Below are 19,950 nucleotides of genomic sequence, written 5' to 3'. Positions count from 1 at the left end.
TGGGCGGATTTCGCATGCTTCTCCATTTTGAAAAAGCAGATTGTGCGATCTCCTGCCGGAGAATGGCCAATCTGCTTTTTGGTCCTTGGCGGCTTGCCGTCGCACGAGAAGCCAATTTTAAACCGGAAAACAACAAGATCGGCTCATGGTCTTGCTTTTGGCGTAAGCGGTATCATAAGTACATCACCAATTACAGAAAGGTATATGCTTATGAGAACGATTACTGCGACTTCAAGCGAGCGGCGTACCGGAACCGCTTCGCGCAGGAAGCTCGGGCTGCTGAAGGACCTGTACCGCAACCGGTCGCTGCTGCTGATGTTCCTGCCGTTCGCCGTCCTGCTGCTGCTGTTCAACTACCTGCCCATGGCCGGGCTGGTCATCGCGTTCAAGGATTTCGATTTCACCAAAGGGATTTTCGGCAGCGCCTGGATGGACCCGCTGCTGAGCAACTTCGATTACCTGTTCTCTTCCGATGCGGCGTTCCGCGCCATCCGCAATACCGTGCTGCTGAACGTGCTGTTCATCACAGTCGGTCTGGTGTTCGAAGTGGGCTTCGCGCTGCTGCTGAACGAAATCCGCTTCCGCTTCTTCAAACGCGTGACGCAGTCCATCACGTTCCTGCCCTTCTTCATCTCATGGATCGTCGTCGGCGTCTTCTCTTACAACCTGCTCAATTACGAGAGCGGCTCCATCAACCGGCTGATTGAGTGGATGGGCTTCGGCAGCGTCGATTTCTACAGCAACGCCGGCCTGTGGCCGATTATTCTGACCATTGCGCTGCGCTGGAAGGCGACGGGCTACGGCACGATCATCTATCTGGCCGCCCTCACCTCCATCGACAATTCCTATTATGAGGCGGCTGCGATCGACGGCGCCTCCCGCTGGCAGCAAATCCGCCATATCAGCATCCCTATGCTGAAACCGACGGTCATCATCCTGACGCTGCTGGCCGTAGGCCGGATTATGAATGCGGATTTCGGCATGTTCTACGCGATGGTCGGCGACGCTTCGCTGCTCTTTCCGACCACCGACGTCATCGACACGTTCGTGTACCGCAGCCTGCGCAAGACCGGGGATATCGGCATGGCCTCGGCCGCCGGCTTCCTCCAGTCGACGGTCGCTTTCGTCCTGGTCCTGACCAGCAATTACGCCGCCCGCAAAATCGACAAGGATTCCGCTATTTTCTAATCGGCCAAGGAGGTTCTGATTCGGCATGACAGCCAAAAAATTTTCGTTCAGCCAATGGATCATTATGCTCGTGGTAGGCTTATTCAGCCTCTCCTGCCTGTATCCGTTCATTATGGTCATTTCGGGGTCGCTCAGCACCGAGCAGGATATCGCCGCCTACGGGTACACCCTGTGGCCCAAGCATGTCACCTTCGATTCGTACCGCATTCTGCTGCTGGGTTCCAACCGGATTGTCGACGCCTACGGCATCAGCCTGATCGTAACGACGGTAGGGACGGCGCTCTCGCTGCTCGTGACGGCGATGGGGGCTTATGCCTTGTCCCGGAAATCGTTCAAGCTGCGCGGCGTGCTGTCGGTCTACGTCATCATCACCATGCTGTTCAACGGCGGGCTTGTCCCGTGGTACATCATCTGCGTACGCTATCTGGAGCTGAAAGATACGATCTGGGCGCTCATTCTGCCTTCGCTCGCCAATGCGTTCAACCTGTTCCTGATCCGCAACTTCATGCATGCCATCCCGGAGGAAATCCACGAGTCGGCCAAAATCGACGGCGCCGGGGAATTCCGGATCTTTTACCGGCTGATCGCCCCGCTTTCGCTGCCCGTGCTGGCTACGGTCGGACTGTTCATGGCGCTGGGCTACTGGAACGACTGGTTCCTCGGGCTGATGTTCGTCGACAAGCAGGAGCTTCAGCCGCTGCAGCTGCTGCTGCGCACGCTGATTTCTAACGTCGAGTTCCTGCGGAGCTCCGGCAACGCGGCCGCCATGCAGCGCATTTCGGCGCAGATCCCGTCGGAATCGATGAAGATGGCGCTGACTGTAGTCACGATCGGGCCGATTGTTTTCCTGTATCCGTTCGTGCAGCGGTATTTCGTCAAAGGTCTGATCGTAGGCGCGGTAAAAGGCTGACCCCATCCGCCGCAACGGAGATTCAGGACGCCGGCCTTCGCGCCAATTGCGGGTTCAAAGGGTTAAAGGCTTTTCCGGCTTCGGCCGTCAAGCATATACATCAATCGTTAAGGGGAGAGGTTAGACATGTCAAAAAGGAAATCGGGCAGCTTCCTCCTGGCCGCCACGCTGCTGCTGAGCTTCGGCTTATCGGCCTGCGGGGGCAACGGAGGCAATGATTCCGGTAACGCGGCCAATGCCGGGAATACCGGCAACACCAGCGGGCAAAATGCCGGCGCCGTCAAAGACAGCGGTCCGGAAGTGACGCTCAAATTCTACTTCGGAGGCGATAAGAAGGCAGCCACGGACGAAGTATGGTCCAAGATCAGCGAATACGTCAAAGGCAAGGGGCTGAACGTCAAGTTCGACATCAACACGATTCCGTTCGGCGATTTCAAGGACAAAATGCTCGTAATGGCCGCTTCTGGCGACAGCTGGGACATGAATTTCGACGGCGACTGGCTCTCCTATAAGCAGATGGCGGCAAAAGGCTCCTATATGGCGCTGAACGATCTGCTGCCGGAATACGCGCCGAACCTTTACAAGAAATACCAGGAGCAAGGCACGCTGACCGCAGCGACGGTAAACGGCCAGATTGTCGGCCTGCCATGGACGATGAAGATGAATGAACGCAAGTTCGCCGGCTGGCGCTCCGATCTGGCCGAGAAAGCGGGCATCGACCTTGAGCCGGGCTCGGTCAAAACGATCGAGGATGTCGACAAGCTGCTGCGCGATTTCAAGAAAGCGTATCCGAACGACAAGCTGTCCCGCACCACCCCGCTGTCCATCTTCATGATCCGCGACGAATGGGTGGACCTGAACTTCCACGGGCTGGGCTTCTACTTGAACGATCCGAAGGTAACCGTGCAGCCGGTCGAGCAGCAGCCGTTTTATCTGGAGTCGGCAAAGCTGTCCAAGGTGTGGTACGACGACAACCTGATCAACCGCGATGCGATGATCGACAAGGAAGGCGAGGAAGTGCAGTGGAGAAACGGCAAGAAGTTCTTCACCATCACTTCGCATGAATGGGCCTACGCCGATCCGGGTTTCGTCGATCCGTCCTTCAAGCAGGAGATGTCCGAGCTCTATCCCGATAAAAAATACGTAAACCGCACCGCTCTGGCGAACGTACTCGCCATCAACCGCAACTCCGAGCATCCGGACCTGGTGCTCCGCTTCCTGGACATGGTGGAGACCGACCAAACGCTCTACGATCTGCTGCAATACGGCATCGAGGGCAAGACCTATAAGCTGGACGGCGATATGGCTGTATATCCGGAAGGCATGGATTCTTCGACCAGCAACTACATGGAATGGGGCGGACAATGGGCGTTCTGGAAGCCGCAATTCATGCGTCCGACGCAAACCTATGCCGCAGGCTTCTGGGAGAAGGAAGCGGAATTCGCCAGCGAGCCGAATAACGTGAATTCGCCGGTGGACGGTCTCTTTATCGCCGAAGACAACGTGAAAAATGAAATCGCGAAGCGCGACCAGGCTTCCGACGAATTCAGCCGTCCGATCGAGTTCGGCGTGGTCAAGAACGTGGAAAAGTCGGTCAACGACTATATTGAAATGCAGAAGAAAAACGGCCTCGACAAGCTGCTTGCCGAAACGCAAAGACAAGTGGACGCTTACCTGGCCGCGCAGCAGAAATAACGGTCCGCGCAACCTGAAAGACGGAAGTTGATCTGAATACATTCCAAGCCGAATAAGCAAGAACCCGCAGGTTTGACCTTTCAGCGCCTTTTTGGGAGAGCCAATCTTCTGACAGCGCGGTTGGATAAAGACGCCCATAAGCGAAATACGCCGATGGGCGTTTTTTATCGGGATGGACATGGATGATATTTCATTTACTTCTTGATTATGGAGGGTGAGAAGCAATGGGACGACAATGGGGAATGAAAAAACTGCGCAGGAATGCGGCTGCACTGCTGTCAGCCGTGCTGATCGCGGCGGGGCTGTACGTACCTCCGATACATGCCGCTGAAGCATCCGCTGAATCAGCCGCTGCTGCGGCAAGCATTACGCTGGGGGAAGTTCCGGTATCCGCGGGAATTACAGCCCGCGCGGGCGATAACCCGGACGGGCTGCGGACGGGAACACTGGCGGACAAAACGTACTGGGAGACGAACAAGGCGGAGGACGGACCGCAGACGGTCTATTTCTACATGGACGTGGACGACGGATATCTGCATGAAAATTCCGGCTACGACGTGCAGGTGCAGGTGGAATATTTCGATGAAGGAAACGGGTCCATGGTGCTGCAATACGATGCGCTGGGCGCGCCGAATGCTTTCAAAGACGCCCCGCTCTTCACGTATACCGACACGCGAACCTGGAGGACGCATACCTTTGAGCTGACCGACGCCTGGTTTGCGGGGCGCACGAACGGCGGGGATTTCCGCATCGGGATCGAAGGCGGCGGGGCCAGCGCGGGGACGAACCGGGATTTGAAAGTGGCTGCGGTTACGGTAACGAAAACGCCGAAGCCGCTGCCGCCGGACGAAGCGGCCATCGTCCTTGGCCAGCCGCTGCAGCCGCTCGGCATTACCGCCCGTGCCGGGGACAATGAGGCGGGACTGCTTACCGGGACGAAGGACGGCAGAGGGTACTGGAGCACGAACAAAGCTGCGGCAGGCGACCGGACGCTTTACCTCTACATGAACGTCGACAACGCTTTTCTCTATGACAATGCCGATCAGGATGTATACGTAACCGTGGATTACTATGACGAAGGCGGCGGCAGCATGGTGCTGCAATACGATTCGCTGTCCGCGCCGTTCAAGGATGCGCCGCTGTTCACATACGGTGACTCCAAGAGCTGGCGGAGCACCGTCTTCAAGCTGAGCGACGCGAAATTCGCCGACCGCGCGAACGGCAGCGACTTCCGGATCGGCATCAGCGGGGGCGGGGCTCCGGAGAACAATCCCGATCTGCGGGTAGCCAAGGTCACGGTGAAGAAAACGCCGCGGGCAACGGCGCCCTCGCATACCGGGGTGGTGGAGACCGTCTACGCATCCAGCGAGATCGTTATCGCGAACGTGAGCGTGGCGGATTACGGCGCCAAAGCGGACGGCGTGGCTGACGATACGCAGGCCATCCAGAACGCGCTGAACGCTGCCGCCGTCCAGGGCGGCGGGGTCGTGTTCGCGCCTGCCGGAACGTACCGTCTCGACGGCCACTTAACGATTCCCACCGGGGTTACGCTGCGCGGGGACCGGCCGGAGCCGGCGGCGGGCGACTATACCGTGCGCGGTACCCTTCTCGCGTCGTACGGGGGCCGGGGCGAGGAGAACGGGACCAGCTTTATCCGTATGGAGCCCGTCAGCGGCGTCACGAATCTCTCCGTCTGGTACCCGGAGCAGAGCCTGGATGCTCCGGCTCCTTACCCGTGGACATTCGAGCAGCTCTCCGGGGACAGCGCCACGATCCGAAACGTTACGCTGGTCAACGCGTACAACGGAATCAAAATCGGGCCGGTCTGGAATGAGCTTCATTATGTCGACAACGTATACGGAACAGCGCTCAAAACGGGGATTTTCCTTGATTTCACCACCGATATCGGGCGTCTGGAGAAGGTTACGCTCAAGCCGGACGTCTGGTCGGCTTCGGGTCTGGCGGGAGCGCCGGAACGGGCGGCGCTGCGCGGCTATATGACCGAACATGCCGAAGGCGTGGTCATGGGGCGTTCGGACTGGGAATACATGTCCGATCTGCATATCTCGGGCTTCAAGACCGGGCTGCGCGTTACGACGCGGACGAATTCGCTGGAGGCGGCCAATGCCCAGCTGTACCGCATTGCCATCGATGACTGCAACGTCGCGCTGAAGATTGAAGGCGTCAACGATTACGGCCTGCTCGTGACGGACAGCTCCTTTGCGGCCGGTGCGGGCGAATCCCCGGTGGCGATTCTGGCGACGGCGGGCTTCCATTCCATCGCCCAGTTCAATACGGTGACGGTAGGCGGAAACACGCGAAATGCGGTCGTCAACGACGGCAGCGGCGTGCTCTCCTTCGAGAACAGCTCGTTTGCGGGCTGGAACGCCGCTGCCGGCGGCTACGCCATTGCGGCCAACGGGGGATCGCTTCTGCTGGGGCAATCCAGTTTCGCCGAGGCGGATAACCATGTCCTGGCAGGCAGCGCCGCGCGCGTGGTTAACGCGGTCAACTCCGGCTATAACGGACAATTGGACGTTTCTAACGAAAGCGGGGTGGCCGAAGTCAACGTCCACCAGGAGGAGGCTTACGCGCTGGAGACGCTGCCGGAGGGCGTCGCCACGGATGCCGCCGTTCCGCCCAAGCCGGCGACGGCCCTGCTGTTCGACGTGACAGCCGATCCTTACGGCGCGGACAAGAACGGCGTGCAGGACGCGTCGTCGGCCGTTCAGCGGGCGCTGGACGATGCCGGGGCGGCGGGCGGCGGCACGGTGTACCTGCCGGCAGGAACCTACCGGATCGACAGCCGGCTGAATGTGCCGCCGGGCGTGGAGCTTAGAGGCTCCTGGGATGTGCCGCATCATACGATCGGCGGCGGCACCGTCATCTTCACGAATTACGGCGAGAACGAGGCGGGCGCGGAAGCGCTGATTACGCTGGAGGCCTCCGCAGGAGTACGCGGGCTGTCCGTCTATTATGACCGGCAGAGCTGGAGTGCCGTTAAGCCGTATGCCTACACGATCCGGGGCACGGGCAGGGGCGTGTACGCCATCGATACGACGCTGGTCAACCCGTATCAGGGCATCGACTTTGCCAGCTTCGATACGAGCGGCCACTACATCGATTACGTAGCCGGATCTCCGCTGAAGGAAGGCATCGCGGTCGGCGGCGGAGCCAGGGACGGATTTATCCGCAACGTGCAGTTCAACCCGCATTACTACGGACGGAGCACGTATCCGAATCATCCCGACACGGACGCGGCATTCCAGCTGGTCTGGAACTACCAAAAGGAGCATTTGGATGCATTCCGCATTGCCGATGTCACGGAGGAAACCGTGTTTAACACATTTGTTTACGGCTCGGAATACGGCATTCATTTCGCGGCGCAGGACGGCCGGGGACCGCAGGCCGTCGTCATCGGCCACGGCACGGACGGCAGCAAAAAAGGCGCGGTGCTCGACAGCGCCGCTCCCGGAGGGCTGGTGCTGGTGAACACCGAGCTGGTGTCGCTCAGCTCCGAGGATAAAGTCTATGTGACGGTCGGGGAATCGTTCGATTCGAAAGCCACGCTGTTTAATTCCTCCATGTGGGGCGATACGACCCGTTCCTTCGATATTTACGGAGGGAACATCCATATTCAGCAGGCCAACCTTACCACGGTCGGGGAAAGGGGGCTGGGGGCGCTCGGCGGAGAGATATTCCTGTACGACTCTTATTTCCAGCAGGCGCGCACGACCCATGTGTATGCCGACCCGGCGGTGGAGTCGCTGACACTGACCAACAATCTGTACAGCGGCGGGCTGCAAATCGATAACCGGGCGCCGTCTAAAGTAGCAGGCACCGATCTGGTGCCAGTGCTGCTGCGGCTGGAAGCCGCGCCGTTCGATGAAGGAACGGCCGCGCAGCCGAAAGCGAAGCTGACGCTGACCAACGTAGGGCAAGCGCAGCCGCTCAAGGGAACGCTGGAGCTGCTGGAGCCGTCCGTGTACCGGGAACTGATGCGGCCGGTGAATTTTGCGGGCGTAGCGCTCGGCGGCAGCATTGACATCGCGCTGCCTTATGTGACGGGCGATTCGCTGAAATACAAAATCACGCTGGATCACGGGGCGGCTTACGTCGCTTCAGTCAAGCTGGGCCAATCCTTCGCCGCGCGCGCCGGCGGCGATGCTCCCTCCGTACTCCTGGCGGATGCCGACCATTATTTCAGCCTCGGCGGCAATTGGAGCGGTGCCGGCGATCTCAGCGCGGAAGCGAAGCTGCACTGGGATGACGACAATCTGTACGTAACCGTGGACGTGCGCGACGATGTGCAGGCGCAGAGCTGGAGCAACGGCGACATCTGGCAGGGCGACAGCCTGCAACTCGGCATTGATCTGTCGCGCGGCAAAGGCAAAGCCAGTCCCGACGTCAGCGAGCTTGGCTTTGCCCTGAACGGCCAAGGCACGGTCAGCGCTTGGCGCTGGCGCGCCCCGGAGGGACTGGGCACCGGAGCCTTGAGCGGAGTGACCTCCCATATTACCCGCGATGAAACGCAGAAAATAACGCATTACGACCTCGCGATTCCGTTTGCGCAGCTGCATGGTCCGGATTCCGCGTTCAACCCGGAGGAGCCGATCGGCTTTGCCTTATTATTGAACGAGAATGACGGCGCGGGCCGGGCCGGCTTCATCGAATACAATCAGGGCATCGGCACCAGCAAGGACGCCACGCTGTATGGCGATCTGTATCTGCTGAACGCCCCCTTCGCAGCCGCTCTGGCCGCTTCGGCGGAAACCGCGGTGAAGGCGGCGGAAGCCTATAAAACCGCAACCCGGATCGACGCCGCCGCGAATTTCGTGGCCCTGCTGCCTGACGGAAACGTGAAGAAAGGCCTGAAAGACCGGCTGGCGGCGCTGAGCGGCGGCGCAGAGGAACCGGAAACGCCGGGTCCGGTGCCAATCCCGACGGCGGGAACGCCATCGACGCCGGCAGTCTCGGCTGGTGCGGACGGCTCGGCCATCATTGCCGTAACGCCTGCGTCCATCACCGGCAAGACCGCCGGTGCCTCGCTCCCGGCGGAACTGCTGGAGAAGGCGTTCGGCCAAACTTCGCCGGCCGGCGGCGTCCGAAAAGTAACCGTACGGCTGGCGGCGTCCGAGGGGGCTGAGGGCTACAGCCTGGAGCTGCCCGCCGCGCTGCTCGGCGGCTCTGAACCCGGCCGCGCGATCGAGCTGGTCACCGCCAAGGGCACGCTGCTGCTTCCGGGCAGCATGCTGGACGCGGCGGACCTTGCGGCCGCCGGCCCCAGGGTAACCGTGACGATCCGCGAGGCGGACCGCGGCGGTTGGGGAAGCGCATTGGCGGGGCAAAATGGCAGCCGCCCGGCGGTTGATCTGTCCCTGACGGCGGACGGTCATGTCCTGGATTGGCGGAGCCAGGGAGCGCCGGTCACGGTATCGCTGCCATACGCTCCCGCTGCCGGGGAGGACACCGAACTGCTGGCCGTCCGCTATATCGACGGCCAAGGCAGCAGCGTGCCGGTCGTCAATGGACGGTATGTGCCGGGCAGCGGGCAAGTGGTCTTTCACACGGCGCATTTCAGCCAGTATGCGGTAACTTCCGTCGCGGCGGCTTACCGCGATCTGCAGCCGGTCCCGTGGGCGGAGCGGGCTATCGCCGTTCTCACGGCCAAAGGCATCTCGCGCGGCCAGTCGGCGGCAGCCTTTAACCCGCAGGCTGTCATAACGCGCGCGGATTTCGCGCTGCTGCTCTCGGCGGCGCTGGAGCTTCCCGACGCGCCGGGCGAAACGTTCGCCGATGTGCAGGCGGACGCTTATTATGCGGCGGCGGTCCGCAGCTTCCGCGCGCTAGGCATCGCGGACGGCACGGGCGCGGACCGCTTTGCGCCGGAGCAGGCGATCAGCCGGCAGGACGCCGCTGTGCTGGTGCAGCGGGCGCTTGCGCTGACGCCCGCCGCGCCCCGCCTCCGGGTAGAGCCGGAGAGCATGACACGCTTCGCGGACGCAGGCGACATCGCCGGCTACGCCAAGGAAGGCATCGGGGCTCTAACCGGCGCCAAGCTGCTGCAAGGAGATGCGGCGGGCTTCCATCCGGGCCGCAGCCTGACCCGCGCGGAAGCTGCGGTTTTGATCTATAACGTATACAGGCTCGTATACGGGCAATAAGCAATGCGAAGCGGCCGGGCGGCTATTGCCCGGCCGCTTCGCTGTCATGGCCCCCAATTTTACTAAGCAGCCCCGGAGGGTGTTTCTGCAGGCCCATAAACGGGGTACATTTCATACAATTCTTTTATCGCGACAGCTTGCGCCGATTCGGCCTGTTGGAAGCAATATGATATAATTTCTGCAATGAAGCGAATAATCGGACTACGCATGTTACAGGGAGGAATGGCCGTGATTTGTCGGGAACATGACGGAAACTTGGTGATGATGAAGCAGCACGAGCATGGAGAGCTTGCGGGGAGATTCGCGGCGGAATTCAGGGAGGAAGCGACCCGAACGGTTCAGGACCGCCGCGCCGAGGTACTGCGGGCGATAGCCAACCATGACCGCGGCTGGATCGACCTCGACGAGACGCCGTTCTGGAACGACGCGGAGGGCGCGCCGTACACCTTTCTCGACTTTCCGCTGGTCCCGAAGCTGGTCTTCTACCGCCGCGGGCTGGACGAGATCGAAGCGGATACAGCGTACGGCGGGTTGCTGTGCAGCCTTCACTACGAACGGCTGATCGAGACCTCCGGGGAGGACGGGCCGGCGCTGCGGGAGTTTCTGGCCGAGGAGGAGGCGCGGCGGGCGCGCATCCGCCGCGAGCTTGAGCATAGCCGCCCGATTGCCGAGGGCGAGCTGTATCACGACGAGCGGCTGCTGCAGTTCTGCGACGATTTGTCGCTGTTCCTGGCGCTAAGCGAGCCGGGCAGTCCGAAATCGGAGGAGCATCCCTGGTTCAAGGACGGCTTCTCGGGCAGCGAGGATTTCGGCTTTACGAGCGGCCGCGCCATCACTGCGGAGTGGAAAGACGCCTCCGCGTTAATGCTGGAGCCTTTTCCGTTCACCGAGCCGGTGGAGGCGGTGTTCAAGCAGCGGAGCGTGCCGAAGGCGCAGATTCAAGCCAAGGGCATTGCCCGGGCGTTTCATGAAACGCCGGAGGAGGAATGCCGCATCCGGATCATTCCCCGCCCGGAGGAAGTCTGATGCGCCGTCCGGCGGTTAGTGGCCATAGCGGCTTATTGCCTGGTGGATCCGCCGCCCGGGGGTGTAACCGATGATGTCCGGGTGGATGTGGGCGCTGAATGCGGCCGTAATCGTGCTGCTGTCCTATTGGCTGCTGCGGTTGAAGATCGGCTGGATGGGCAAAGGGGTGCTGCTTGCTCCGGTCCTGATCTATGCCTTGATCTCCGCCGAGGATCTGCTCGGCTGGATCGATCTCGGCGATATTGTGCCCGGCAGCGGCGGCTTGCGGGGGCTGATTCTGATTTTTGTGTTTGCCTCCGTCCTGTTTTATATTTTTCTTATCTTTCACGAGATCAAGGAGTCAAACAACAGAGAGGTGCGGATGACCCAGACGCTGGCCCGCATCAGCCTGGCGACGATCATCAGCATTATTTTTTTTACCGTCGTATATACATCCATATATAAACTGTTCGGCCAGTCCTCTTTTCAGGGGGAGGGGCTTGGCGGCGATCTGCTGAACCAGCTGGTGACGTTCCTCTATTTCAGCGTCGCCACGTTCACAACGGTCGGCTATGGCGATGTTGCGCCTGTCGACAGCACCTCCCGCCTGGTCGTCGTCATGCAGATCGGCTTCAGCTTCATTACCGTCGCTTATGCGTTGTCCATGCTCGGCCTGTTCCGGAAAATTCTCGGCTCCGGTACAGAAGCGGAGATCGAAGCGGCGATAGAGGTGGATATCGAGACGACCGGGCCGGAAGAAGAGGTGTCCGTTAAGAAAAAGAAATAGAAACATTCCATATGCAGGAAGGAGAAACTCCCTATGGATCCAAAAGCAGCCGGGGCTTCTCCCGATTTTGGCGCCGGCGGTTCGCCCGGTAATGACGTTAACGATACGCCGCCGGGCACAGGGCCGGGCAGCCGACGGATGACGCGCCGCCAGTTTCTGCTGCGCAGCGCCGGCACCGTGGTCAGCGCGGGGCTGCTGACCGGCGCCTACGGCTGGCAAGGCGAGCCGAACTGGCTGGACACGACGCGTCTGGAGCTGCCGCTGCCGCAGCTGCCTTCGGCTTTTTCCGGCATCCGGCTGGTTCATTTCAGCGACGTGCATCTCGGCTTCAACAAGGACGCGCATGACGTGAAGCGGCTGGTCAAGCATATTCATGCCGCGGAGCCCGATCTCATCTGTTTCACGGGCGACATCGTGGACAGCTATGCGGAGGACCTGGAAGAGGCCGTGCCGGTGCTCGCTACGTTGACCGCCCCGCTTGGCAAATACGCCATTCTCGGCAACCATGATTACAAAAACACCGAGCTGCTGACCCGGCTCCTTGCCTCGGCGGGCTTCCGCGTCCTGCGCAACGAGTCCGTTCTGGTTAAAAGGGGCGGAGCGGCCATCGCCATCACCGGGCTGGAGGATATGCTGCACGGCAAGCCCGAGCCGGAAACTGCGCTGAAGAACGTTCCGGAAGGGCTGTTCACGCTGCTTCTGATGCACGAGCCGGATTATGCCGACTACGCGGAGCAGCACCCGTTCCATCTGCAGCTGTCGGGCCACAGCCACGGCGGGCAGATCCGCCTGCCGTTCAAAGGCGCTTTGTTTACGCCGTACGGATCGCACAAGTACATAAGCGGGCTTTATTATACGGCGAAAGGAATGCCGGTCTACGTGAACCGCGGCTTCGGCGAAACCTCTATGCCGCTGCGGCTGTTCTGCCGGCCGGAGCTTACCGTGATGACGCTGCGCCGGACGTAGCTTGAACCGTTAGCTGGAACAGCACACATGAAAAGAGGGGAACCATATGCAGCCATCTGGAGCCGGAGTCATCGTGCTTCAAGGCGAAGCCGCCGAGCTGCGGACGATCCAGGCGCGGGATACGGCGGCATTAACCGCGCTGCTGGCCGAGCCGGACATCCAGCGGCAGGCGCTGCTGCGCCGAGGCGGCACGCTGTCTCCGGCAGCCGTGCGGGAGCTGGCGCAGCGCATGCTGCAGCCGGAAGCGGAGGGCGGCCTGCATCTGGGCATTTATGCGCCCGGCGGCACGGAGCTGATCGGGGTGGCATCGCTCCAGCGCTGGAGCCGGGCGGAGCGCCTTGCACGGCTCGGGTATTTGGTACACCCGGCGAAGCGCGGCCGGGGGATCGCGACGGAGGCCGTACGCCTGCTGCTCCGCTATGCGTTTGCGGAGCTGGGGCTGGCGGCGGTCGAAGGGCGATGCCGGGGAGACAACCCGGCATCCGAGCGGGTCATGCGCAACAACGGCATGACGCTTAAACATATCATTGCCGAAGCCGGCCCGTCCGGGGATGTCATAAAGGTGTTCGCTTCTGTTACACAATTGAAATAAAGCCGTTATCAAACTCTAACAGTAACCGGGTACACTAAGTACATGACCCCCTTTTGATTATATAATTGCTGTTGGGACCCGATGCTTCGGGTCCATTTTTTTGTTACTATAGATGGAAAACGCAGCTGTGAGGCAAAGAATGGGGGATTTGAAAATGAACGAAATGCTGGATACGCTCCTGAATCACCGCTCCTACCGGAAATATCGCCCGGACCCGGTAGAACCGGAGAAGCTGGAGCAGCTTTTGTCCGCGGCGCAGGCGATGCCGTCCTGGGTCAACGGCCAGCAGGTAACGATAATCTCCGTGCAGGACCCGGAGCGCCGGGAGCGGATTGCCGCTTTGAGCGGAAATCAGCGGCATGTGGCCGAGGCGCCGGTGTTCCTGGTGTTCTGCATGGACTTTTACCGGGCGAAGCTGGCAAGCGAGATGGAGGGGCAGCCGTTTGAATCGGCCAAGGATGTGGATGCACTGCTCGTCGGCGCCGCCGATGCCGGCATCGCCCTGGCCGGTGCCGCGATGGCGGCGGAGTCGCTGGGCCTCGGCATCATTCCGATCGGCGGCATCCGCCGCAACACGGCGGAGGTCATCCGGCTGCTGGAGTTGCCGGAGTACGTCTTCCCGGTAGCCGGGCTGTGCATCGGATATCCGGATGAAACGCTGCCGAAGAAGCCGCGGCTGCCCCTGGCGGCGGTCTACCACGAGGAGACCTATAACCGGGACCAACGCGGATACATCGAGGCGTACAATGCGGAACACCGCCGCTACACCGCCGAGGCGGGACAGACGGTGCGCGACTGGAGCGCGGTCATTGCCCACTTTTACGCGCTGAATCCGCGGTACGGGGATGCGCTGCTTACGCTGAAGCAGCAGGGTTTTGGCTCCGAACCGGAGGAATAACCGGGAGGAACAATAAAAATGCACCGCCGGCGGCGACCAGGCACTTTCGTGCCGGCCGCGCGCCGCGCGGTGCATTTTTATAAGAATACATAGGGTTTAAAGAACGTCATCGTTACCCGAGCGGTACGGTGACTTTTTGCCGTTCCCTGAAGTAGACCCATTCGGTAAAGCCGATGTCCTTCAGCCGCGCGGCTACCGCCTGCCGGTCTTCGGCTACCCGCGAAGGCTTGTGGGCATCGGAGCCGAACGTCACTTCAACGCCGTAATGCAGCGCCCGCTCGAGGATACGATCCGAGGGGTACCAGCCCCCGCTCAGCTTCGTTCCGCCCGAGGTGTTGATTTCGATGGCAACGCCGCATTCGCCGATGGTGCGCAGGCAGTCGTCGATCTCCTGATCGGCGGGAATCTCGGAGAACTGCGGATAGTTGCCCTTCATGGCATCGATATGCCCGAGAATCTGGAACATGCCGCTGCGGGCAGAATCGGCGATCAGCCGGTAGTACTGCGCTTTTACCGCAATCTTGTCCTTCGGGCCAAGTCCTTTCCAGCGGCCTTTGTTGAAGATACTGACGCCGCCGACGCTGTGCACGGAGCCGATGACATAATCGAACGGGTAAGCGGCAAGCGTGCTGCGGTACACCTCGGCATGCTTAGGAAAATAATCCGATTCGATGCCGAGCAGGACGTCGATAACGCCGGCGTATTCTTTTTTCAAAGCGAGCACTTCGTCCACGTATCCCGCAAACTGGGATTTGGCCATGGCGATATGGGGAAAGGCCTGATCGGAAGCTGCGCCGAAATACGGCGTATGGTCGGAGATGCCGATCACGTTCAGGCCGGCGGCGATCCCGGCTTCGATATAATCACGGATGCTTCCGTCGGCATGACCGCAGCGGAAATGGTGGGTGTGCAGGTCAAATTTCATCGGTCTACATCTCCTTAGGCCTAAATGTAAAGTGAATTCGGTTGGGGAACGAGTATCATTCGGAGCCGATGAACTGGGTCTCCGGCATCCCCTTGAGGTCGCTCAGGAACTGCTGCATCGCCGAGGTAACGTACTTGCCGGATTTGGTGATGACGCCGACGGGATGGGCGGTTTCGAGCTCGACGATCGGAACGATTTTGAGCGTGCCGTTTCGCACTTCGTTGGTCACGGACTGCCGCGAAATGATCGCCGCGCCGAGATCCAGCTCCACCATCCGTTTTACTTCCTCGCTGCTCGTCAGCTCCATGATGACCTGCGGCTGAATGCCGTGTCTGGCCATCACCTCGTCGGCAAAACGGCGGCCCACGGTGTCGGGGGAGAGCAGAATAAGCGGCGTTTTCCCAAGCGATTCCATGCCGGCGGACGGCATGTTTGCGAGCGGATGGCGCGGGGAGACGACCAATTCAAAGGTATCGTAATAGAGCACAGAGGTTGTCATTCCCGGACTGCGGCCGATCAGGTAGCCGATCCCGACGTCGACGGAGCCGTTCTCCACCTGCTGATAAATCTGCGAAGAGGACATCGAGGAGATGGAGGTTTTAATGTGCGGAAATTGGTCCTGGAAATACGACAAAATCCGCGGTAAAATTTGTATGGCGATCGACGTAGTCGTTCCTAGGATAATATGCCCCTGGGGATTCTCCTCCAAATCGGCGAGACGCTGCTTCAGTTCATCGACGATGCCGACAATTTTTTCCGCATGGGTCAGAAATACCTGTCCCCGGTCCGTCAGCGTTACCGGCTGGTTGCGGTCCACGAGCTGGGTTTTGAATTCTTCTTCCAGACTTTTAATTTGCGCCGACACGGCCGGCTGGGTCAGATTCAATAATTCGCCCGCTTTGCGGAAGCTCATGGTTTTGGAGATGGTGATCAAGGTCTCGAGCTGGCTGATATTCATGGACATGCCCCCTTTGGCTTAAACGAATGGGCCCGCGGCAGGAGACGCGGTGCGGAAAGTGCATCCGGCGTGATGCCATCCGGCATTTTCCAAACGAATCACAACGATTTTCCTTAAATTATAGGAGATTCCTCGCGGCAGGGCAATGTCAGGTCAGACACGATCTTGTGAATACAGCTCCCAAGGCACTTAATTTTTGGTGAATAATGCCGATATATGAAGTATAATTAACCATTATGGCTTGGGACTTTTGAAATATGTCAAAAGACTGGTAAAGGGGGAGACCGCAATTTCATGAAAGCAGAAGTGATTAATCCGTTTCTGGAATCCGCTCGGGTTGTGATTGAGCAGGTAGTACAAGTCTCGCCATCAACCGGCAATCTGGGAGTCAAAGAGATCGAACTGATCGACAATCATATATGGATTCAGGTGGGAATGACGGGGCAGCTTAGCGGCGACATCATTTTCGGCCTTGCCGAGCAGGTTGCGCTGCGGATTGTCTCCGCGATGATGGGCGGATTTACGATCACCGAAATGGACGAGATGGGGCAAAGCGCGATTTCCGAGCTGGGCAATATGATCAGCGGAAATGCCAGCACCATTCTGTCCAACCAGGGCGTCGCCGTCGATATTACTCCGCCTAAATTGATGAAGATGGCGAATATGTCCGAAATGCCGCGCAAGGCGCTCAGCATTCCGCTGCTGATGGAAGGCATCGGAGAACTCGACATTCAAGTCATCGTCCAATAGCTTACCCGTTGGGAGCGTATAACGACACATGCAGCTAAAAGATAAAATCATTGTCATTACCGGCGCTTCCAGCGGCATCGGCGCCGTGACGGCGCAAATGCTGGGGCAGCGCGGCGCCGTACCGGTGCTCCTGGCCCGGTCGGCTGCGAAGCTGCAGGAGGCGGCTGCACGTATTCCCGGGCAAGCCGCCTGGCATGTCTGCGACGTGCAGGATGAAGAAGAAGTGGCGCGCGTATTCGGCGAGATTGTGGAAACTTACGGCAGAATCGATATTCTGCTGAATAATGCCGGTTACGGCAAGTTTGAAGCGGTCACCGAGATGCAAACCCGGGAATTCGAAGACATGATGGACGTTAATTACATGGGAACGGTCCGCTGTACCAAAGCGGTGCTGCCGCATATGCTGCAGCGCGGAAGCGGACAGATCGTCAACGTGGCTTCGATGGCCGGCAAGATCGGAACGGCGCGTTCGGCGGCGTATACGGCGACCAAACATGCGGTGCTGGGTTTTACCAATGCGCTCCGCCAGGAACTGCGGCACAGCGGAATTACCGTTTCGGCGGTGAATCCGGGACCGATCGCAACCGAATTCTTCAAGATTGCCGATCCGTCCGGCAAATACGAGCAAAGCGTCGCTTCTATGATTATGACACCCGACTATGTATCCTCACAAATCGTCCGCCTGATGGAGAAAGGCAAAGAGGAAGTGGATCTTCCCCGCCTCGCGGCCTTCGGCATTCGGCTTTACGGGCTGTTTCCGCGGCTTGCGGACAAGCTGACCTATAAGGCGATGAACCGGAAATAACCCCCTTTACTTAAACCGCATACGCAAGTCCGGGGCTTCCATTTGGTAGGGAGGCCTTTTTGGCATATAATGTAGATATTAACTCCAGCGAAAAGGATGAATATTTGTTATGACTAAAGCTTCTTTTGCGGCAATCGGCATTCAGGACGACCTGGTTGCAAGGTTGTCGGAATTCGGCATTACCGCCCCATCTCCGGTGCAGGAGCAGACGATCCCGCTGCTGCTGGACGGCAGGGATGTGCTGGCCGCCTCCCAGACCGGGACCGGCAAAACGCTGGCTTACCTGCTGCCGCTGCTTCAAGGAATCGATCCGGAGCGGAAAACGCTGCAGAAGCTGATTCTGGCGCCGACCCAGGAGCTGGCGATGCAAATCGTACGGGAAGCGGAGCGCTACGGCGCCCATCGCGGACTCCGCGTCATGGGCCTGATCGGCGGCGCGGCGATCAAACGGCAGATCGACAAGCTGCGCGAGCATCCGCAGCTTGTCGTCGGCACGCCGGGCCGGGTACGCGAGCTGATCGGCCTGCGCAAACTGAAGATGCACGAGGTAAGCACGATTGTGCTCGACGAAGCCGACCAGATGTTCCAGCTCGGCGGCGCCGGCGAGGTCACGAAGATCGTCGACAGCGCGCTGCGCACCCGCCAGCTCGTCATGCTCTCGGCGACCCTGGGTCCCGAGACGCGCAGCCTGGCCGCACGCGAGATGAACAATCCGGCCGAGATCGGCATCGATCCCGGCGTTATGACAGCGACGGGGCTGGAGCATCATTACGTGATCGCCCAGGAGCGGGACAAGGTAGACATGCTGCGGCGGATTCTGCGGCACTACAATCCGCAGCGGGCGATCGTGTTCGTGAACGACACGGAGATAATCGGCGAAGTGGAATCGAAGCTGAACTATTTAGGCCTGACGGCGGCAGCGCTGTATGGAGACGCCGACAAGGTGACGCGGAGCCATGTGCTTGCGCGCTTCCGGGAAGGCAAGTTCCGCGTGCTGGTGGCAAGCGACGTCGCCGCGCGGGGCTTGGACATCGAGAATCTGCCGCTCGTCGTCAGCTTCGATCCGGCCTTTGACGCGGAGCATTACGTGCACCGCGCCGGACGGACGGGGCGCATGGGGCGCCGCGGGCTGTCCGTCACGATCGTGACGGAGCAGCAGACGTTCATCATGCGCAAGTTTGCCCGCGAGCTCGGCATCTCGCTCGAGGAGCGGGTGCTGCGCGGCGGCAAGGTGCTGGACGAAGACGCCGCGCGCGAAGCGGCCGCGCGGGAGGCTGCAGCGCCGCGCGGGGCAAATCCTGCGGCCGGAAGCAAGCGGCCGCAGGCCCCGGCGGCGACGGGAGGCAGCGCCGCCGCCGTTAACCCGCCGCGGGAGACGTCCGCGGCGGGCGGGGAAGCGCCGCGCAGCCGGAAGCCCGGCGCGGCACCGGTGCAGGCGTCCGCCCGTCCTGGGGCGGCACCCGCGCGTAAAACGCGCAGCGACAAGGCGCGCGAGCTGGAGCGCAAGAACAAGGGCGCGCCGAAATGGCTCAAGAACAAAACCCAAAGAGGTGACGGTGTATGAGCATAGCTCCCGTATTGTCCATTACGGGTTTGAGCGGCGGGTACAGCCTGAACAAGCCGGTGCTGCATGACATCGGCCTTCAGGTGAAGCCGGGCGAAATGGTCGGCCTCATCGGCCTGAACGGAGCGGGAAAAAGCACCACCATGAAGCATATCCTCGGGCTCATGTCCCCGCATAAAGGCGAGATTACGGTACTCGGCAAAACGCGCGGCAGCGATCCGGAGAGTTATCACGGCGCGTTGTCCTTCGTCCCGGAGTCCCCGCTGCTGTACGATGAAATGACGGTCCGCGAGCATGTCGAATTTACCGCCAGGGCATACGGCATAGAGCCGGCCGATTACGAGTCGCGCTTCCGCCGCCTGGCCGCACTTTTTAATATGGAAGATAAAATCGATACTCTGTCGACCCATCTGTCCAAAGGCATGAAGCAGAAAGTGATGATCATGTGCGCCTTCGTGGCGCGGCCGGCGCTGTATGTGATCGACGAGCCGTTCCTCGGCCTCGATCCGCTGGGCATCCGCTCGCTGCTCGACTTCATGCTGGAGCTGCGGAATTCGGGTTCCTCCATCCTGCTGAGCTCCCATATTCTCTCTACCATCGAGAACTACTGCGACCGCTTTATCGTCCTGCACCAGGGAAAAGTGATTGCCGAGGGCACGGTGGCGCAGATGAACGCCGCTGCCGGCTTCGGCAATCTCGGCCTGGAGCAGCTCTTCTACGAACTGGTGCAGGGAGGGAAATAA

Annotated in this window: 15 protein-coding genes; 13 read left to right on the top strand and 2 right to left on the bottom strand. The window is 60.2% G+C overall.

All coding sequences use genetic code 11. From position 1 onward, the window contains the following. Positions 1 to 210 precede the first annotated feature (210 nt). The 9 genes from BMW84_RS18155 (at position 211) to BMW84_RS18115 (ending at position 14,205) form a co-directional block, all read left to right on the top strand. Entirely contained in the window at positions 211 to 1,188 is a 978-nt protein-coding gene (locus tag BMW84_RS18155) for an ABC transporter permease (RefSeq protein WP_091070840.1), read from the top strand. Positions 1,189 to 1,213: 25 nt separating this feature from the next. After that, positions 1,214 to 2,098, top strand: coding sequence for a carbohydrate ABC transporter permease (locus BMW84_RS18150; RefSeq protein ID WP_091070839.1), 885 nt, complete (start codon positions 1,214 to 1,216; stop codon positions 2,096 to 2,098). 126 nt (positions 2,099 to 2,224) lie between these two features. Then, positions 2,225 to 3,793 carry an ABC transporter substrate-binding protein gene (locus tag BMW84_RS18145; RefSeq protein ID WP_091070837.1) on the top strand — a complete coding sequence of 523 codons (1,569 nt, stop codon included), beginning with the start codon at positions 2,225 to 2,227 and terminating at the stop codon, positions 3,791 to 3,793. Between the two features lie 224 nt (positions 3,794 to 4,017). Beyond that, complete coding sequence (locus tag BMW84_RS18140; protein ID WP_091070835.1) at positions 4,018 to 9,957, top strand: glycosyl hydrolase family 28-related protein; 5,940 nt, start codon at positions 4,018 to 4,020, stop codon at positions 9,955 to 9,957. 228 nt (positions 9,958 to 10,185) lie between these two features. Further along, positions 10,186 to 10,983, top strand: a complete 798-nt coding sequence (locus BMW84_RS18135) for a DUF3891 family protein (RefSeq protein ID WP_175498885.1) — start codon at positions 10,186 to 10,188, stop codon at positions 10,981 to 10,983. Between the two features lie 70 nt (positions 10,984 to 11,053). Then, positions 11,054 to 11,749: an ion channel gene (locus BMW84_RS25170; protein WP_302848105.1), complete on the top strand. Its 696-nt coding sequence runs from the start codon at positions 11,054 to 11,056 to the stop codon at positions 11,747 to 11,749. 33 nt (positions 11,750 to 11,782) lie between these two features. After that, the gene (locus BMW84_RS18125; protein ID WP_091070832.1) at positions 11,783 to 12,715 is read left to right on the top strand and encodes a metallophosphoesterase; all 933 of its coding nucleotides are present in this window, start codon (positions 11,783 to 11,785) and stop codon (positions 12,713 to 12,715) included. A 46-nt stretch (positions 12,716 to 12,761) separates the two neighbouring features. Next, complete coding sequence (locus BMW84_RS18120; protein WP_091070831.1) at positions 12,762 to 13,307, top strand: GNAT family N-acetyltransferase; 546 nt, start codon at positions 12,762 to 12,764, stop codon at positions 13,305 to 13,307. A gap of 154 nt (positions 13,308 to 13,461) precedes the next feature. Next, positions 13,462 to 14,205, top strand: a complete 744-nt coding sequence (locus BMW84_RS18115; RefSeq protein ID WP_091070829.1) for a nitroreductase family protein — start codon at positions 13,462 to 13,464, stop codon at positions 14,203 to 14,205. A gap of 112 nt (positions 14,206 to 14,317) precedes the next feature. Here the strand turns inward: BMW84_RS18115 and BMW84_RS18110 are convergent, their stop codons facing one another. Both BMW84_RS18110 and BMW84_RS18105 read right to left on the bottom strand, forming a co-directional pair. After that, positions 14,318 to 15,130, bottom strand: coding sequence for a histidinol-phosphatase (locus BMW84_RS18110; protein ID WP_091070827.1), 813 nt, complete (start codon positions 15,128 to 15,130; stop codon positions 14,318 to 14,320). A gap of 55 nt (positions 15,131 to 15,185) precedes the next feature. After that, a complete protein-coding gene (locus BMW84_RS18105) occupies positions 15,186 to 16,088 on the bottom strand; it encodes a LysR family transcriptional regulator (RefSeq protein ID WP_091070826.1) in 903 nt (300 codons plus the stop codon). A gap of 294 nt (positions 16,089 to 16,382) precedes the next feature. On the opposite strand from BMW84_RS18105, the gene BMW84_RS18100 reads away from it, so the two are divergent. The 4 genes from BMW84_RS18100 to BMW84_RS18085 all read left to right on the top strand — a co-directional run bounded on the left by BMW84_RS18100 (position 16,383) and on the right by BMW84_RS18085 (position 19,950). Continuing rightward, complete coding sequence (locus BMW84_RS18100; RefSeq protein WP_091070824.1) at positions 16,383 to 16,838, top strand: chemotaxis protein CheX; 456 nt, start codon at positions 16,383 to 16,385, stop codon at positions 16,836 to 16,838. 28 nt (positions 16,839 to 16,866) lie between these two features. Then, entirely contained in the window at positions 16,867 to 17,643 is a 777-nt protein-coding gene (locus tag BMW84_RS18095; RefSeq protein WP_091070823.1) for an SDR family NAD(P)-dependent oxidoreductase, read from the top strand. 109 nt (positions 17,644 to 17,752) lie between these two features. Beyond that, a complete protein-coding gene (locus BMW84_RS18090; protein ID WP_091070821.1) occupies positions 17,753 to 19,207 on the top strand; it encodes a DEAD/DEAH box helicase in 1,455 nt (484 codons plus the stop codon). Next, complete coding sequence (locus BMW84_RS18085) at positions 19,204 to 19,950, top strand: ABC transporter ATP-binding protein (RefSeq protein ID WP_091070817.1); 747 nt, start codon at positions 19,204 to 19,206, stop codon at positions 19,948 to 19,950. The genes BMW84_RS18090 and BMW84_RS18085 overlap by 4 nt, the downstream gene beginning before the upstream one ends.

Origin of the sequence: Paenibacillus sp. NFR01 (assembly GCF_900111565.1) — a bacterium.
Classification (GTDB): Bacteria; Bacillota; Bacilli; order Paenibacillales; family Paenibacillaceae; genus Paenibacillus_AQ.
The sequence above is the reverse complement of the archived record's forward strand: the minus strand, read 5'-3'. Positions and strand labels throughout refer to the sequence as shown.

Coding starts and splice junctions, on each gene's coding strand:
- BMW84_RS18155 (WP_091070840.1), top strand. CDS start 211: ATGAGAACGATTACTGCGACTTCAAGCGAGCGGCGTACCGGAACCGCT.
- BMW84_RS18150 (WP_091070839.1), top strand. CDS start 1,214: ATGACAGCCAAAAAATTTTCGTTCAGCCAATGGATCATTATGCTCGTG.
- BMW84_RS18145 (WP_091070837.1), top strand. CDS start 2,225: ATGTCAAAAAGGAAATCGGGCAGCTTCCTCCTGGCCGCCACGCTGCTG.
- BMW84_RS18140 (WP_091070835.1), top strand. CDS start 4,018: ATGGGACGACAATGGGGAATGAAAAAACTGCGCAGGAATGCGGCTGCA.
- BMW84_RS25170 (WP_302848105.1), top strand. CDS start 11,054: ATGATGTCCGGGTGGATGTGGGCGCTGAATGCGGCCGTAATCGTGCTG.
- BMW84_RS18125 (WP_091070832.1), top strand. CDS start 11,783: ATGGATCCAAAAGCAGCCGGGGCTTCTCCCGATTTTGGCGCCGGCGGT.
- BMW84_RS18120 (WP_091070831.1), top strand. CDS start 12,762: ATGCAGCCATCTGGAGCCGGAGTCATCGTGCTTCAAGGCGAAGCCGCC.
- BMW84_RS18115 (WP_091070829.1), top strand. CDS start 13,462: ATGAACGAAATGCTGGATACGCTCCTGAATCACCGCTCCTACCGGAAA.
- BMW84_RS18110 (WP_091070827.1), bottom strand. CDS start 15,130: ATGAAATTTGACCTGCACACCCACCATTTCCGCTGCGGTCATGCCGAC.
- BMW84_RS18105 (WP_091070826.1), bottom strand. CDS start 16,088: ATGAATATCAGCCAGCTCGAGACCTTGATCACCATCTCCAAAACCATG.
- BMW84_RS18100 (WP_091070824.1), top strand. CDS start 16,383: ATGAAAGCAGAAGTGATTAATCCGTTTCTGGAATCCGCTCGGGTTGTG.
- BMW84_RS18095 (WP_091070823.1), top strand. CDS start 16,867: ATGCAGCTAAAAGATAAAATCATTGTCATTACCGGCGCTTCCAGCGGC.
- BMW84_RS18090 (WP_091070821.1), top strand. CDS start 17,753: ATGACTAAAGCTTCTTTTGCGGCAATCGGCATTCAGGACGACCTGGTT.
- BMW84_RS18085 (WP_091070817.1), top strand. CDS start 19,204: ATGAGCATAGCTCCCGTATTGTCCATTACGGGTTTGAGCGGCGGGTAC.